Below are 15051 nucleotides of genomic sequence, written 5' to 3' on the forward strand. Positions count from 1 at the left end.
TCATCGCGAATATACGGTCCCGGTCCCCGCCGCGCCGCTCGGAGGCCGCCGCCCGCACGGCGGGCCCGGACGCGCTCAGACGTCGTCGAGGCCGCGCTCGATCGCGTACCGCACGAGCTCCACGCGGTTGTGCAACTGGAGCTTGCCCAGGGTGTTCTGGACGTGGTTCTGGACGGTGCGGTGCGAGATGACCAGACGCTCGGCGATCTGCTTGTACGAGAGCCCCTTCGCGACCAGCCGCAGCACCTCGGTCTCGCGCTCGGTGAGCCGCGGGGCCTTGGGCTCGTCGGCGGCGACGGGCGCGGGGTCGGAGGCGAGCCTGCGGTACTCGCCGAGGACCAGTCCGGCCAGGCCCGGGGTGAAGACGGGGTCGCCGGCCGCGGTGGACCGTACGGCCTCGGTCAGCTCCTGCGTACTGGCCGACTTGAGCAGATAGCCGGTGGCGCCGGACTTGACCGCCTCCAGCACGTCGGCGTGCTCGCCGCTCGCGGAGAGCACCAGTACCCGCAGCCCGGGCAGGACGCCGACGAGTTCCTTGCAGACCTGCACGCCGGGCATGCCGGGCAGGTTGAGGTCGAGGACGAGGACGTCGGGTGTGACCGCCTTGGCCCTGCGGACGGCCTGCGGCCCGTCGCCCGCGGTCGCCACCACCTCGAAACCCGACTCGGACAGATCGCGGGCGACGGCGTCGCGCCACATCGGATGGTCGTCGACCACCATCACCGTGGTGGTCCGCTCCTCGGCGCTCCGGTCGCCCCGCGTGCTCATCCCGCTGATCCTGCCTTCCCCCGTGAAACCTTCGGAACCGTCAACTCCACCTCGGTGCCCTGACCGGGCACCGAGACCAACTCCGCCGTACCGCCCAGGTCACGCAGCCTGCCGCGGATCGACAGCGCGACTCCCATCCGTCCCTCCCCCTCCGCCTGGGCGAGCCGCCCCTCCGGAATGCCCGGCCCGTCGTCCCGGACCGTCACGACCACCTCGTCCGGCCAGTCCTCGACGAGGATCCACGCCTGGGCGTTCTCCCCCGCGTGCACCCTCACATTGTCCAGGGCGGCACCGACGGCGGCCGCCAGCTCCGCCGCGGTGGCGGGGGCGAGCAGCACCGGGGCCCCCGGCTCCGCGAAGGTGATCCGGGAGCCCGCGTGCGGGGCGAGCAGGGTGCGCAGGTCGCACGCGGCCGGGCCGGACGGTTCGTCGTCGACCTCCACGCTGCGGACCACCGCGCCCTCGGCGGCGTCCTCGGAGACCCGGGTGGCGGGCACCAGACCGCTGGTGACCAGGGTGCGCAGGGCGATCTCCTGCTCCCCGGCCAGCCGGCCCAGCTCGGCCGCCTCCCCGCCCAGCGCGGTGCCGCGGCGCTGCACCATCGCCAGGACCTGAAGGACGCTGTCGTGGATGTCGCGGGCGAGCCGTTCCCGTTCCCGGGTGGCGGCCTCGATCTCCAGGGCGCGGGCGAGGGTGCGTTCACTGGCCCGGGCGACCTCGACGACGTACCCGATGGCGATGGAGGCGACCCAGACCAGCAGGACGTTGTGGAAGGTGTCCCGGCTGGGCTCGCCGCGTTCGACGATGTTGACGACGGCGACGAGGGTCGAGGCGAACGCCGCCCAGCGCCAGCCGCCCTTGAGGGCGAAGGCCAGCACCGAGCCCGCGGTCCAGATGGACGGCAGTGTGGGGCCGTCGACCGACTGGGCCTCGAAGTCGGCGAGCGGGGTGAGGAGGATGCCGGCGAGGGCGAGCGTCAGGTCCACGACGAGAAAGCGCTTGGTGCAGGCGACGGCGCCGGAGACCTTCGGGAGCGAGGCGAGCGTCCAGACCGCCAGCACGGTCAGGAAGACGACGGCGACCCACGGCCGGTCGTACCGCTCCCGGCCGAACACGGCGAGCAGCACCGCGTAGACCATCGTCAGCACGCGATAGGCCGTCAGGGCACGCCACAGCGGCTGCTCGACCGACATCCGTACGACGCGTTCGCGCCTGGCCACTTCTTCCCCCTCGGGCAGGACCGGCGCGCTGTGCGCCGAACCGTTCCGTCACCCCTGTGTTCCGGACTCTCCGCCCGCGCGCTTCTCCTCGGCGCGGCGCTTCGCCTCATCCGCGATCTGCCGCTTGGCGACGGTCGCGTAGATGTCGACGTACTCCTGCCCGGAGAGCTTCATGATCTCGTACATCACCTCGTCGGTGACCGAGCGCAGGATGAAGCGGTCCCCGTCCATGCCGTGGTAGCGGCTGAAGTCGAGCGGCTTGCCGATCCTGATCCCCGGGCGCATCAGCTTGGGCATCACCTTGCCGGGCGGCTGGATCTTCTCCGTGTCGATCATCGCGACGGGGATGACGGGGGCGCCGGTGGCCAGCGCGACCCGGGCGAGTCCGCCGGGCTTGCCCCGGTAGAGACGGCCGTCGGGCGACCGGGTGCCTTCCGGGTAGATGCCGAACAGCCCGCCGCTCTCGATGACTTCGATGCCCGCCCGGACGGCGGCCTCACCGGCGCCCCGGGCGCCCGAGCGGTCCACCGGGAGCTGGCCGACGCCCTTGAAGAAGGCGGCGGTGAGCTTCCCCTTCACGCCGGGCGTGGTGAAGTACTCGGACTTGGCGATGAAGGTGACCTTGCGGTCCAGGACGGCGGGCAGGAAGAACGAGTCGGAGAAGGACAGGTGGTTGCTCGCGAGGATCGCCGGCCCGTGCGCGGGGATGTTCTCCAGGCCCTCCACCCAGGGCCTGAAGGCGAGCTTCAGCCCGTTGCCGATGGAGAGCTTCATTGCGCCGTAGATCAACTCGGTGCCTCCTGTGTGCTGTCCGACAGACCTTAACCCGTGCGGGCGTCCCCGTTCCCGCCCGGACCGGACGTTGCGGCGGACGGGACCGGGACGGCCCTGGTCGGTGTCAGTCCGGTCGCGTACGGTGAAGCAATCCTCTGCACTTCCCTCTTTCCTTCCCCTTCAAGTCTCGTTCCCCTCCGAGTTCTCGTCCCCCTTTCCAGCCTTTCCAGCCTTTCCAGCCTTTCCAGCCTCACGAACAGGAGATCCCCGGTGCCGGTCCTGCCTGGAGCCGAGCCGTTCCGCCACGAGGGCGGAGAGGTCGGTGTCCTTCTCTGCCATGGATTTACCGGTTCCCCCCAGTCGCTGCGCCCCTGGGCCGGCCATCTGGCGGAGCGCGGCCTCACCGTCTCGCTCCCGTTGCTGCCCGGACACGGCACCCGCTGGGAGGACATGCAGGTCACCGGCTGGCAGGACTGGTACGCGGAGGTGGACCGGGAGCTGCGCGGGCTGCTGGAGCGGTGCGCCCGGGTCTTCGTCTGCGGCCTCTCCATGGGCGGCGCGCTGACGCTGCGGCTCGCGGCGAAGCACGGTGACGCGATCAGCGGGCTGGTGCTCGTCAACCCGGCGAACAAGGTGCACGGTCTGTCGGCGTACGCGCTGCCGGTCGCCCGTCACCTGGTGCGGACGACGAAGGGGCTGGCGAACGACATCGCCAAGGAGGGCTCGCCGGAGCTGGGGTACGACCGCGTGCCGCTGCACGCGGCGCATTCGCTGCGGCAGTTCCTCCGCCTGGTCGACGCCGAGCTGCCCCAGGTCACACAGCCGCTCCTGCTGCTGCACAGCCCGCAGGACCATGTGGTGCCGCCCGCGGACTCGGCCCGGATCCTCAGCCGGGTGTCGTCGACGGATGTCGAGGAGATCCTGCTGGAACAGAGCTACCACGTGGCGACGTTGGACCACGATGCGGAGCGGATCTTCGACGAGAGCCACCGGTTCATCGGTCGCCTCGCTCCGAGCGTCGGGAAGAAGGGAAGCGGGTCCGGTGGCTGAGCAGGAGGCGGAGCGCACGGGAGGCGAGGACGGGCGCGAGTCCCTTCCCGCCGAGGGAACCGCCCGGCCCGTGGAGGGCACGGCTCCCGGGGCGGCGGACACGCCCGCGCCCGGGGACGGACGCCGGGGCGGGGACCGTACGGACGCGCGGGACGCGGCCCCGTCGTCGGCTCCGGCCCCGGCCGAGAAGGCGTCCGCCGATGCCGGCCGGACGGACGACGGCGGCCCGGGAGAGGGCTCGGGCGACGGACGGCTCGACGAGGACGCGGCCTGGCGGGCGATCGTCGCGGGGTACGGCGAGGAGCCGCCGGACCCGCCGGGTGCCAGACCGTTCCGGTCGATCGAGGATCTCGCGGGGCTGGAGGACGACCGGTCGGGCGTGCTCGATCCGGACAAGGGGATCGGCAAGAAGGCCCCCGGGCCGCCGGAGCGCCCGCTCGGCAGCTCGGTCGTGTTCGCGCCCGGTGTCGGCGGGCCGCGCGACTACAAGCTCGCGAAGCCCGAGGACGACGACCTCGACGACACGGACGAGGGGCACTTCGTGCCCCCGGAGCCGCCGCCGCTGCCGGAGGCCGACGTCACGGCGAAGTTCGCCTGGCTCGCGGTCGTCGGCGGTCCGGTCCTGATGCTGCTCGCGGTCCTGCTGCGGTGGGAGATCACCTGGTGGCTCGGCACGGTCTGCGTCGGCGGTTTCGTGGGCGGCTTCATCACGCTGGTGGCGCGGATGGGGGACGACGACGAGGACGAGGACGACCCGGGTCGCGGGGCGGTCGTCTGAGCTGAGAGCCTGTCGGGCGCCCGTCACCCGGCCGCCCCGCGTGCCCCCCTTCCCCGGCAACCGGGGGCGAGCGGCGGATCAGGGCCTGAGCGCGGGCACCCGTAGCGCCGCCAGGACCGGCAGGTGGTCGGTGGCCGCCCGCAGGTCCACGTCGGCGAGGCCCGGCAGCCCGGTGGGGACGCCGCAGCCGAGCACCTCGATCCCCTCCGTCGCGAAGACCGCGTCGATGCGCTGCCGGGGGTGATCCGACGGCGAGGTGTTCTCCTCGCCCCATGGCCGTACCGCCCAGCAGTCCTGGAGCCGCCCGGCCAGCCGCCGGAACGCGGCCCCGCCCGGGGTCTCGTTGACGTCACCGGCCGCGATGGCGTGCTCGACGCCCATCGCGTCCAGCTGTTCCAGCACCATCCCGGCCTGGGCCAGGCGTTCGTCGGAGCGCAGGCTCAGATGGAAGCTGAGCAGACCGATCCGGGTGCCCGCGATCCGTACCACCGACGTGGCGAATCCCCTGCGGTGCAGACCGGGGGTCAGCGGCAGCAGGAGGTCCTCCGTGCGCTCCACGGCGGCCCGCGGCGAACAGAGCAGCAGCGGCCCGGCCGCCGTGGCGCCGCCGCCGAGCACGACGAGACCGGTACGGGCCGCGAGCCAGGCGGCGTGCTTGCGCCAGCGGAAGAAGCGCGGGGCCTCCTGGACGAGGACGAGGTCGGGGACACAGTCGCCGATGACACGGGCCAGTGCCTCGCGGTCGTCGCGCATCGACCGGACGTTGTAGCCGAGCACTCTGATGACCGCCGAACCGTCCGGCTCGGTTCGGGAGTCGGGCAGTGGCGTCGCAACCATGGGGCCCACGGTACGACGGACGCCCGTCGCGTCCCATGGGGCGCGACGGGCGTCCGGCTCCGTACGGTGGCGGTTCGCAGCCGCCGGGCGGCCTGACGGCCTCTCAGAGCCTGTCGGGTGACCTCTGACCGGGCGGCCACGCCCTGGCACGCACGCTTCCGGCGTTGCAGGAATGCCCTCGTAGCTCCGCTACGAAGACCTCCCGGCGCCTTGGAATCGCACGCACCATGCCGCGTCCGCTTTCCGATCGAAGGTCATCCGACAGGCTCTCAGCCCTGGCGAGCCAGGTCCGCCGCACCCACCAGCCCCGCCTTGCCGCCCAGTTGGGCCGCGAGCACCTGGGCGTGCGGGCGCCACTGACTGCCGACCAGCCAGCGGCGGAACGACTTGCGGATCGGGTCGAGGACCAGTTCGCCCTCGTCCGAGACACCGCCGCCGATGATGAACGCGGACGGGTCGAAGAGCGAGGCGAGGTCGGCGAGTCCGGCACCGGCCCAGCGGGCCAGCTCGCGGAACGAGTCGGTCGCCACCGGATCGCCCTGCCGGGCGGCCTGACTGATGTGCTTGCCCTCGATGCCGTCGATCGTGCCGTCGCCGAGCGACAGCAGGACCGCGGCGTTCTCGGGGGCGGCGTTGGCGCGCTGCCTGGCGTACCGGACGAGGGCGCGGCCGGAGGCGTACTGCTCCCAACAGCCCTGGCTGCCGCAGCCGCAGAGCAGACCGTCCGGGACGACCCGGATGTGGCCGAACTCGGCGGCCACGCCGAAGCGTCCGCGGCGCAGCTTGTTGCCGATGATGATGCCGCCGCCGAGGCCGGTGCCGAGCGTGATGCAGATGACGTCGTCGTGGCCCCGGCCGGCGCCGAAGCGGTACTCGCCCCAGGCGGCGGCGTTGGCGTCGTTCTCGACGACGACGGGGAGGCCGACGCGCTGTTCGACCTTGTCCTTCAGCGGCTCGTGCCGCCAGTCGATGTTCGGTGCGAACAGGACGGTGGCACGCTTGTCGTCGACGTATCCCGCGGCGCCGATGCCGACCGCGTCGATGCGGTGCCCCTCGCTCGCGCCGGACACCGCGTCCGCGATCGCGTCCACGATGCCGCCGGCCGTCGACGGGGTCGGCACCTTGAACATCGAGAGGATGCGGCCCTCCTCGTCGACCACTCCAGCCGCGATCTTCGTGCCGCCGATGTCGACGCCGATGGTGAGTCCCATGAATCCCTCAGTTTCGGTCGAGCCCCGCTGGGGCCAACCGTACCCGAGCCGCGGACCCGGACTTCCGCGCAGGTCAGTCCAGGTCGATGTGCTCGCCGCCGGAGGCTCCCCCGTCGCGCGGGTCGGTGGGATCGTCGGACCGCTTCCCGGTGCCGGCCTGGTCCCCCGCGTCCCTGGTCCAGCGGCGTTCCTGACCCTCCACGGCGGAACGGTAGGCGGCGAGGAGTTCGCCGCCGGCCGCGGCGAGATGGTCGAAGACGTCCGGGTTGCGTTCGATGACGGGCTGGGCTGCGGACTTCGCCTGCTTGATGATCTGTTGCACGGTGCCCTGCGCCGCCGGGCCCAGCAGCGGCGTCGGGAGGGACGAGATCCGGTCGGCCACGGCGTCGATCAGCTTGCGCAGCTCCTCGGCGGCGGTTCCGGTCCCCGGGCCGTGGTGGGCGCGGCGGCGGGCCTTCTCCGCTTCGAGGTCCTCGGCGCAGGCCCGTGCCCACGCGTCGTCGTCGACGGGACGATCGGTGGCTTCGCTCATGGCGGACTCCTGCGACGTGGTTCGCCCGCGGCCGCGCCTGCGGGACCGTACGGGCACCTACTACCGACGTTACCCGAACGGCGGGGTGCCGTTCAGTCCGTACGGGGCCACAGCCCGGGGTCGGGGGTGAATCTGACCCGGAGCACCCCGTCGGTGAGGGCGGCGCCGGAGACGGTGCAGCGGCGCAGTCCGGACTCCAGGGTGATGATCCGGTGGAACGGGCCGACGGTGAGCAGCAGTTCGTCGCCGCGGCGCACCAGTTGCAGGTCCGACTTGACGGCTCCGGGCAGCGGCAGGCACCAGACGAGGACGGGGCCGCCGTCGGCCGGCGGGGCGCCCATGGCCCGGGGGCCGGGCGGCGGGGTGCGCCCGTCGTCCGCGGCGCCCCGTTCCCCGGTCCGCCGGGGGTCCTCGATCCACCAGGGGTGGTCGGCCCGGCCGGGGGCCGGTTCGTCCGGTGCGGCGCACAGTCCGTCCCCCGCCCCGAAGCCGCCGGTGGCCGCCCCGGTCGGCGCGGTGGAGCGGGCGAGGCCGTCGAGGAGGGCGAGGTCGTCGAGGTTCCGGGGGTCGCGGCCGAGGTGGGGCACCTCGTACAGGGCCGTCGTGGGGCCCCATTCCTCGTACCAGTGGTCGACGGTCTTCTCCTGCCGCGCGGCGAGGTCCGCGAACCAGGGGTCGCCGGAGTGCCGGGGCAGGACCCGGTTCGCGGCGAGGGCGTCGACGCGCAGTCCGTGCAGGGCGAGGCCGGTGCGGGCGGTGCGCAGGGCGTCCTCGGCGGCCGGTCCCGGTTCGGCGACCAGCCGGAGCGTGGTGGCGCGGTCCTCGATCAGGGCCTGGACGGCGGCCAGTTCGGCGTCCTTGCGGGCGGCGGCCTCGTACAGCCACTGGGCGGGCATGGGCACCCCGGCGAGCTGGGCGAGCATGGGGCGCAGGGCGCGGGCGGCCTGGCGTTCCGGGGGCAGCAGCCGGCGCAGATAGCGGCGCAGCTGTTCGGGGAGGGCGAGGACGGCGAGCGCTTCGCGCAGCGGCGGCAGGTCGACGACGATGAGGTCGAAGCGGCCGTCCGACCAGTCGCCCTCGGCGGCGCGGCGCAGCGCGTGCAGCAGGGCGAGCTGGGGGCTGCCGGGGAGTTCGGTGAGTTCCTCGCCGTCCATCCGGTGCCCGCCGAGCAGGTCGAGCACGCCGGAGGCCCGGTCCTGGAGGGCGAGGAGTTCGCCGCGGAAGTGCTCGCCGGAGTCGATGCGGACGGACCAGAGGCCGTCGGTGACCTCGACGGGTTCGGTGCCGTCGGGGAAGCCGGGTATGGGGTCGGCGGAGAGCAGCAGGACGCGGCGGCCCCGGCGGGCGGTGGCCAGGGCGGTCGCCGCCGCGACGGTGGTACGGCCCGCGCCGCCGGGCCCGGTGACGAGAACCGTGCGCACCGGGTCAGCCCTTCGGTACGGACTCGACGCGCTTCTTCAGGCCGGCCAGGGCCCGGTCGATGATGACCTTCTCGGCCTTGCGCTTGATCATGCCGAGCATCGGGATCTTGACGTCGACGGTCAGCCGGTAGGTGACCTCGGTGCGGTCGCCGTCGCCGAGCGGGGCGAGCGCGTAGGTGCCGTCGAGGGCTCGCAGCATCTGCGACTTGACGAGGGTCCAGCTGACCTCGCGGTCGCCGGTCCAGGTGTACGCGAGGGTGTGGTCGTCCTTGATCGCCCCGGCGTCGAGGACGAGGCGGACCTTCTCGGCACGGCCCCGGTCGTCGGCGGCGAGCACCTCCGCCTCCTTGACCTCGCCGGTCCACTCCGGGTAGCGGGCGAAGTCGGCGATCACTCCCATGACGTCGGCCGGTGCCGCCTCGATCGTGATCGTCGAGCTGGTGTGTTCAGCCATCGCCGTGGCTCCTCCAGTGCGGTGTGACCGGTGCGTCGGCAGATGCCTGCCGTCAGAAGGCTATCGCGTGCCCGCGGCGCTCCGTCCCAGGGTCCGGCGCCGCGGCCGGTGGGGCGGCCGTGCGGGCGAGGTCCGCAGCCGGGCCCGGGGGCCGTGCCGGGAGGGGCTCCGAGCCTGTCACCATTCCAGGGCCCACGGCCTTCCGGTGGAGGCGAAATGGCCGACGTTCACGCATTCGGTCGCCCCGATCCGCATCCGGCGGACCAGGGGCTGGTGGACGTGGCCGAACAACGCGTAGCGGGGGCGGGTCGCGCGGATGGCGTCGAGCAGGGCCCGGCTGCCGCGTTCGAAGCGGCGCGCCACCGTGTCGTAGGTCAGTTCCGGCACGTCGGGCGGGATGTGGGTGCAGAGCACGTCGACCGCGCCGACCGCCTCTATCTTGGCCGCGTACTCCTCGTCGTCGATCTCGTACGGGGTTCGCATCGGTGACTTCAGGCCGCCGCCGACGAAGCCGAGGACCCGGCCGCCGATCTCGACGCGCCCGCCGTCGACCACCGTGGTGCCCGGGCGGGCGTACTCGGCCCACAGTCCGGGGATGTCGACGTTGCCGTAGGTGGCGTACGTCGGAGTGGGGAAGGCCGCGAAGAGTTCCGCGTACTGCTTGCGCACACCCGCGACGATCGCGGCCTCGCGGTCCATGCCCGCCCACAGGCGCCGGCCGAGCTCGCGGGCCTCCTCGAAACGGCGGGCGGTGCGCAGGGCCACGAGCCGGTCGGTGTTCTCCACGCCGAAGAGGTCGGGGAAGATGCCGCGCGAGTGGTCGGCGTAGTCGAGGAAGAGGACCAGGTCACCGAGGCAGATCAGGGCGTCGGCGCCGTCCCCGGCACGGGCCAGGGCCTCGGCGTTGCCGTGCACGTCACTGACCACGTGGAGGCGCGTGCGCCGTGCGGCGGGGCTGAGTCGGGTGTCCGGTGCGGCAGGCATGACGGCCAGCCTAAGGGCTGTCCCGTAATCCCTGGCGGGCACGCGACGACAGCTGCGGCACCTCGCCGCGTTGTCGGAACATCCGCATACGTCCAGTATGCGGACGCCCCTCCGCCTTGCGATGCACCACATCCGACGCCGCGCGCTGGTCCACCACGGATGACGGGACAGCCCTCAGGGCGTGTTCCGAAAGGAGCGTCGGCCGCCCGGACAGGGCCTCCGGACCTGCGGCGGGCCCCGGGCGATGACGCGCCGTGGGCTACTGTGCGCGCAAGGATCACCATCGTGTGTGACGCACAAGACATTGGCCCGAACCCTCTATCGGGAACTGAGTACTGATGGGTAACGTCCGGGCAGTCCAGTCGTGCTCACTTCACACATGAGCATCTGCCTATCTTGGACCGCAGCCGGTGGGTCACACAGAGCCGTGGCACCGGAGCCCGATGAGGAGCAGCAGTCTTGCGCGAGTTCAGCCTTCCGGCCCTGTACGAGGTCCCCTCGGACGGCAACCTGACGGATCTCATCCGCCGCAATGCCGCTCAGCATCCCGATGTCGCGGTGATGAGCCGCAAGGTGGGAGGCGCGTGGGCCGACGTGGACGCCAGGCAGTTCCTCGCCGAGGTCAGAGGGGTCGCCAAGGGGCTGATAGCGGCGGGCGTCGAGGCGGGCGACCGGGTGGCCCTGCTGTCCCGCACCCGTTACGAGTGGGTCCTGCTCGACTTCGCGATCTGGAGCGCGGGCGGGGTCACCGTCCCCGTGTACGAGACCAGTTCGCCCGAGCAGATCCAGTGGATTCTCGGTGACTCCGGCGCCGCCCTGTGCGTCGTGGAGTCCGAGGCGCACGAGGCGTCCGTGGAGTCGGTCCGGGCGGATCTGCCCGCCCTGAAGGGGATCTGGCAGATCGAGGCGGACGCGATCGCCCGACTGACGGAGGCGGGCGCGGACGTCCCGGACGAGACCGTGGACGCACGGATGGCGAGTGCCAAGGCGGACGACCCGGCCACCATCGTCTACACCTCGGGCACCACCGGCCGCCCCAAGGGCTGTGTGCTCACGCACCGCAGCTTCTTCGCGGAGTGCGGCAACGTGGTGGAACGGCTCAAGCCCCTGTTCCGTACCGGCTCGCGCTCGGTGCTGCTCTTCCTGCCCACCGCGCACGTCTTCGGGCGGCTGGTCGAGGTGGCGTCGGTCATGGCACCGATCAGGCTCGGCTGCGTACCGGACATCAAGCACCTCACCGATGAACTTGCCTCGTTCCGGCCGACGTTGATCCTCGGCGTGCCGCGCGTCTTCGAGAAGGTCTACAACGGGGCACGGGCCAAGGCGCAGGCCGACGGCAAGGGAGCGATCTTCGACCGGGCCGCGAACACGGCCATCGCGTACAGCCGCGCGCTGAGCACCCCGCAGGGCCCGTCCCTGGGACTGCGCCTGAAGCACAAGCTGTTCGACAAGCTGGTCTACGGCAAGCTGCGCGCGGTGCTGGGCGGACGCGGCGAGTACGCGATCTCCGGCGGCGCGCCGCTGGGCGAACGGCTGGGCCACTTCTACCGGGGCATCGGCTTCACCGTCCTGGAGGGGTACGGCCTGACCGAGACCTGCGCGGCCACCGCGTTCAACCCGTGGGACCGCCAGAAGATCGGCACGGTCGGCCAGCCGCTGCCCGGCTCGGTGGTCCGGATCGCCGACGACGGCGAGGTGCTGGTGCACGGCGAGCACCTGTTCACCGGCTACTGGAACAACGAGGCGGCCACGGTCGAGGCGCTGGCCGACGGCTGGTTCCACACGGGCGACCTCGGCACGCTCGACGAGGACGGCTACCTCGCGATCACCGGCCGCAAGAAGGAGATCATCGTCACGGCGGGCGGCAAGAACGTCGCTCCCGCCGTGATCGAGGACCGTATCCGCGGGCACGCCCTGGTCGCCGAGTGCATGGTGGTCGGTGACGGACGGCCGTTCGTCGGCGCGCTGATCACCCTGGACGAGGAGTTCCTGCGCCGCTGGGCCGTGGAGCACGGCAAGCCGGCCGGGGCGACGGCCGCCTCGCTGCGCGAGGACCCGGAGCTGCTGGCCGAGGTGCAGCGGGCGGTGGACGACGGGAACGCCGCGGTGTCCAAGGCGGAGTCGGTCCGCAAGTTCCGCATCCTGCCCTCCCAGTTCACCGAGGAGGCGGGGCACATCACCCCGTCGCTGAAGCTGAGGCGGAACGTGGTGGCGAAGGACTGCGCGGACGAGATCGAGGCGATCTACCAGCGCTGAACGCGACCGCGCGGACCACCGGCACCGGACGCGAACACGCGAACCACCGGCACCGGCGCCGGACGCGAACGCGCGAACGGGCCCGCACCGGACAGGGCGGGTTCTCACGATCCCCGCAACACCCTGGAAGTTCAGGGAGTTGCGGGGACCCCGAGAATCCGCCCAGGGTGCGGGCCCGTTCGCGTTCCACCGTCCGGACGGCGTCAGAGCAGTTCCTCGAGCCGCTCGGCCAGCAGGTCCCAGCGCCACTTCTCCTCGACCCAGGCCCGTCCCCGCTCCCCCATCCGCTGCCGCAGCTCCGGGTCGTGCAGCAGGGTGACGACCCGGTCGGCGGTCTCTTCGACGGAGCCGCCGCGCACCACCCACCCCGTCTCGCCGTCGAGCACGGCGTCCGGCGCGCCGCCCGAGTCGCCCGCGACGACCGGCAGCCCGGTCGCGGACGCCTCCAGGAAGACGATGCCGAGCCCCTCCACGTCGAGACCCCCGCGCCGGGTGCGGCACGGCATGGCGAAGACGTCGCCCGCGCCGTAGTGGGCGGGCAGTTCCTCCCACGGCACGGGCCCGGTGAAGCGCACCGACTCCTCGACACCCGTCCGACCGGCCAGCCTCTTCAGGTCGTCGGCGTACGGTCCGCCGCCGACGATCAGCAAGGCCGCGTCCGGGACCCGCTCCAGGATCGCGGGCATCGCCCGGATCAGCGTGTCCTGGCCCTTGCGCGGCACGAGCCGTGACACGCAGACGACGACGGGCCGGTCGGCGAGCCCGAGCCGGGCCCTGACCAGGTCCCCGCCGGAGCCCGGATGGAAGGTCTTCTCGTCGACGCCGGGCGGCAGCTGGACCATCCGGCCGGCCGCCGCGGGGCTGAGCGCCGAGGCGATCCGGGAACGGGTGTACTCCCCGAGGTAGGTGAGGGTGTCCGTGCCGTCGCCGATCCGCCGCAGCAGCCGACGGGCCGCGGGCAGCTGGGCCCAGCCGGCCTCGTGCCCGTGCGTGGTGGCGACCAGGCGGCGGGCCCCGGCCCGGCGGAGCGCCGGGGCCATCAGCCCGAGCGGGGCCGCGGCGCCGAACCATACGGACGTACAGCCGTGTTCGCGCAGCAGCCCCGCCGCGCGCCGGGTGACCCGGGGGGTGGGCAGCAGCATCGTCGTGGGGTCCCGGACGACGGTGAACGGCTGCTCGGCGTCGAAGGCGGAGGTGGCCGCGACGCCTTCCGCGGTCCGGTTCCAGGTGGAGGCGTACACGACGACCCGCTCGGGGTCCAGCCGCAGGGCCATGTTGTGCAGGAACGCCTGGATGCCGCCGGGGCGCGGCGGGAAGTCGTTGGTCACGATCAGGGTCTTGTCCATCGCGGCCGACAGTACCGGGCGGGTGGCGTTGATGGCCGACGCAGGGGACGGGCGGGCATGATGACCCCTCGTGCCGCGCGTGTCCGCGCCGTACGCACCGCACACGCACGACGGAACGGATGAGCTGCCATGACGGGATCGACCGGGGCGCGGCTCGCTCCCGCGGTGTGGGCCCTCACGAGGATCGCGCTGCTGCTCTGCGTCACGAAGGTGATCGTCCTGCCCGGTCCGGACGTGACCGGTGACGTCTCGGTGATCTACCGGGGCTGGTCGGAGGTGCTGCGCTCCGGCACGTACCCGATGTCGGACGTGACCTGGCAGTACCCGCCGCTCGCCGCGCTCGCGGTGCTCTCCCCCGCCCTGCTGCCCTTCCTCGACTACACCTCGGCGTTCTTCGTCCTCGTGCTGCTGTGCGACGGTCTGGTACTGGGGCTGCTGCTGCGCGCGGGCCGCGGGAAGGACCGGTCGGCGGCGGGGGCGTGGGTGTGGGTGGCCGGGGTGCCGCTGCTGGGCACGACCGCGTACGCCCGCTACGACCTGATGGTGACGGCGGTGGCGGTGGCGGGACTGCTGGCGGGGGTGCGGCACCCGCGGATGCTGGGGGTGCTGGCCGCGACCGGGGCGCTGCTGAAGGTGTGGCCGGCGCTGATCCTGGTCGGCACCGCGCCGGGCTCCCGGACGCGCCGGGCGTGGACGGCGGCGGCGGTGACGGCGGCCGGGCTCGCACTCGGCTGCGCGCTGGCGCTCCCCGGGGCGTTCGCCTTCCTCGGCTTCCAGCGCGACCGGGGCACCGAGGTCGAGTCGCTGGGAGCGCTGGTGTTCCACGTGGCGCGGGCGTCCGGCTGGCCGGGGCGGGTGGAACTGCACTACGGCTCGCTGGAGTTCCTGGGGCCGGGGGTGGAGCTGGTGAGTACGGTCGCCCTCGCTCTGTCCGTACTCGCCCTCGGCTGGCTGCTGGTGTGGCGGCTGCGCGCCCGGACCTTCCGGGCGAGCACCCCGGCCGACGCCGCGTTCACGGCGGTCCTGCTGTTCACGACCACGAGCCGGGTGATCAGCCCGCAGTACATGCTGTGGCTCGTCGGGCTCGCGGCGGTCTGCCTGGTCTTCCGGGACAGCGGGATGGGGCTGCCGGCCGGGCTGGTGCTGCTCGCCACCGGCGTGACCCAGGCGGAGTTCCCGTTCGGCTTCGACAACGTGGTGGCCAGTGACGCGACGGGCGTGACGCTGATGTTCCTGCGCAACGGTCTGCTGGTCGCGGCGACGCTGATCGCCTGCCGTCGGCTGTGGCGGCGCACGGCACCCGGGGCTCCCGGCGACAACGCCGGGAGCGGGGACGGGATCGCGGCGGGCCGCCGCCGCGCCGCCCGGGATCCGGAGCACGTCGGCTCCTGAGCCGTGTGCGCGGACCATGGCAGGGGCG

The 15051-nt window shown here is 72.9% G+C and carries 15 protein-coding genes; 4 read left to right on the top strand and 11 right to left on the bottom strand.

From position 1 onward, the window contains the following. Positions 1-75 precede the first annotated feature (75 nt). The 4 genes from ACFYXM_RS01140 to ACFYXM_RS01155 form a co-directional block, all read right to left on the bottom strand. On the bottom strand, positions 76-768 hold the full coding sequence (locus ACFYXM_RS01140; RefSeq protein WP_389285654.1) for a response regulator: 693 nt from the start codon (positions 766-768) through the stop codon (positions 76-78). Further along, a complete protein-coding gene (gene macS / locus ACFYXM_RS01145; RefSeq protein ID WP_389285655.1) occupies positions 765-1988 on the bottom strand; it encodes a MacS family sensor histidine kinase in 1224 nt (407 codons plus the stop codon). Before macS ends, ACFYXM_RS01140 begins: the two co-directional genes overlap by 4 nt. A 48-nt stretch (positions 1989-2036) precedes the next feature. Beyond that, the gene (locus tag ACFYXM_RS01150) at positions 2037-2777 is read right to left on the bottom strand and encodes a lysophospholipid acyltransferase family protein (protein ID WP_389285656.1); all 741 of its coding nucleotides are present in this window, start codon (positions 2775-2777) and stop codon (positions 2037-2039) included. 165 nt (positions 2778-2942) lie between these two features. Continuing rightward, on the bottom strand, positions 2943-3101 hold the full coding sequence (locus ACFYXM_RS01155; protein ID WP_389285943.1) for a hypothetical protein: 159 nt from the start codon (positions 3099-3101) through the stop codon (positions 2943-2945). On the opposite strand from ACFYXM_RS01155, the gene ACFYXM_RS01160 reads away from it, so the two are divergent. After that, positions 3033-3812: an alpha/beta hydrolase gene (locus ACFYXM_RS01160; protein ID WP_389285657.1), complete on the top strand. Its 780-nt coding sequence runs from the start codon at positions 3033-3035 to the stop codon at positions 3810-3812. The two genes, ACFYXM_RS01155 and ACFYXM_RS01160, sit on opposite strands and share 69 nt — an antisense overlap. Then, on the top strand, positions 3805-4590 hold the full coding sequence (locus tag ACFYXM_RS01165; RefSeq protein WP_389285659.1) for a hypothetical protein: 786 nt from the start codon (positions 3805-3807) through the stop codon (positions 4588-4590). The genes ACFYXM_RS01160 and ACFYXM_RS01165 overlap by 8 nt, the downstream gene beginning before the upstream one ends. Before the next feature lie 78 nt (positions 4591-4668). On the opposite strand, the gene ACFYXM_RS01170 is transcribed toward ACFYXM_RS01165, so the two are convergent. From ACFYXM_RS01170 to ACFYXM_RS01195, 6 genes are all read right to left on the bottom strand, one after another. Continuing rightward, positions 4669-5427 (bottom strand): endonuclease/exonuclease/phosphatase family protein, encoded by a 759-nt coding sequence (locus ACFYXM_RS01170; RefSeq protein ID WP_389285660.1) that lies wholly within the window; start codon positions 5425-5427, stop codon positions 4669-4671. A gap of 269 nt (positions 5428-5696) precedes the next feature. After that, positions 5697-6638: an ROK family glucokinase gene (locus tag ACFYXM_RS01175; RefSeq protein WP_389285662.1), complete on the bottom strand. Its 942-nt coding sequence runs from the start codon at positions 6636-6638 to the stop codon at positions 5697-5699. Positions 6639-6711: 73 nt separating this feature from the next. Further along, a complete protein-coding gene (locus tag ACFYXM_RS01180; protein ID WP_389285663.1) occupies positions 6712-7170 on the bottom strand; it encodes a DUF5304 domain-containing protein in 459 nt (152 codons plus the stop codon). Between the two features lie 92 nt (positions 7171-7262). Further along, positions 7263-8591, bottom strand: a complete 1329-nt coding sequence (locus ACFYXM_RS01185) for an ArsA family ATPase (protein WP_389285664.1) — start codon at positions 8589-8591, stop codon at positions 7263-7265. Between the two features lie 4 nt (positions 8592-8595). Then, positions 8596-9045, bottom strand: a complete 450-nt coding sequence (locus ACFYXM_RS01190) for an SRPBCC family protein (protein WP_389285666.1) — start codon at positions 9043-9045, stop codon at positions 8596-8598. A 177-nt stretch (positions 9046-9222) separates the two neighbouring features. Next, positions 9223-10029, bottom strand: coding sequence for a metallophosphoesterase (locus tag ACFYXM_RS01195; RefSeq protein ID WP_389285668.1), 807 nt, complete (start codon positions 10027-10029; stop codon positions 9223-9225). A gap of 459 nt (positions 10030-10488) precedes the next feature. Here ACFYXM_RS01195 and ACFYXM_RS01200 point away from each other — a divergent pair, with 459 nt between their 5' ends. Continuing rightward, positions 10489-12285, top strand: a complete 1797-nt coding sequence (locus ACFYXM_RS01200; RefSeq protein WP_389285670.1) for an AMP-dependent synthetase/ligase — start codon at positions 10489-10491, stop codon at positions 12283-12285. A 203-nt stretch (positions 12286-12488) separates the two neighbouring features. On the opposite strand, the gene ACFYXM_RS01205 is transcribed toward ACFYXM_RS01200, so the two are convergent. Next, positions 12489-13631 (bottom strand): glycosyltransferase family 4 protein, encoded by a 1143-nt coding sequence (locus tag ACFYXM_RS01205; RefSeq protein ID WP_389285672.1) that lies wholly within the window; start codon positions 13629-13631, stop codon positions 12489-12491. Between the two features lie 129 nt (positions 13632-13760). On the opposite strand from ACFYXM_RS01205, the gene ACFYXM_RS01210 reads away from it, so the two are divergent. Then, positions 13761-15023 carry a glycosyltransferase 87 family protein gene (locus ACFYXM_RS01210; protein ID WP_389285674.1) on the top strand — a complete coding sequence of 421 codons (1263 nt, stop codon included), beginning with the start codon at positions 13761-13763 and terminating at the stop codon, positions 15021-15023. Positions 15024-15051: the final 28 nt, after the last annotated feature.

Source organism: Streptomyces sp. NPDC002476, assembly GCF_042889785.1.
GTDB lineage: Bacteria > Actinomycetota > Actinomycetes > Streptomycetales > Streptomycetaceae > Streptomyces.

What these genes read in the sequence shown, in the direction of transcription:
- ACFYXM_RS01205 (WP_389285672.1), bottom strand. Translation starts at nt 13,631, where the DNA reads ATGGACAAGACCCTGATCGTGACCAACGACTTCCCGCCGCGCCCCGGC.
- ACFYXM_RS01140 (WP_389285654.1), bottom strand. Translation starts at nt 768, where the DNA reads ATGAGCACGCGGGGCGACCGGAGCGCCGAGGAGCGGACCACCACGGTG.
- ACFYXM_RS01190 (WP_389285666.1), bottom strand. Translation starts at nt 9,045, where the DNA reads ATGGCTGAACACACCAGCTCGACGATCACGATCGAGGCGGCACCGGCC.
- ACFYXM_RS01155 (WP_389285943.1), bottom strand. Translation starts at nt 3,101, where the DNA reads ATGGCAGAGAAGGACACCGACCTCTCCGCCCTCGTGGCGGAACGGCTC.
- ACFYXM_RS01170 (WP_389285660.1), bottom strand. Translation starts at nt 5,427, where the DNA reads ATGGTTGCGACGCCACTGCCCGACTCCCGAACCGAGCCGGACGGTTCG.
- ACFYXM_RS01175 (WP_389285662.1), bottom strand. Translation starts at nt 6,638, where the DNA reads ATGGGACTCACCATCGGCGTCGACATCGGCGGCACGAAGATCGCGGCT.
- ACFYXM_RS01210 (WP_389285674.1), top strand. Translation starts at nt 13,761, where the DNA reads ATGACGGGATCGACCGGGGCGCGGCTCGCTCCCGCGGTGTGGGCCCTC.
- ACFYXM_RS01195 (WP_389285668.1), bottom strand. Translation starts at nt 10,029, where the DNA reads ATGCCTGCCGCACCGGACACCCGACTCAGCCCCGCCGCACGGCGCACG.
- ACFYXM_RS01180 (WP_389285663.1), bottom strand. Translation starts at nt 7,170, where the DNA reads ATGAGCGAAGCCACCGATCGTCCCGTCGACGACGACGCGTGGGCACGG.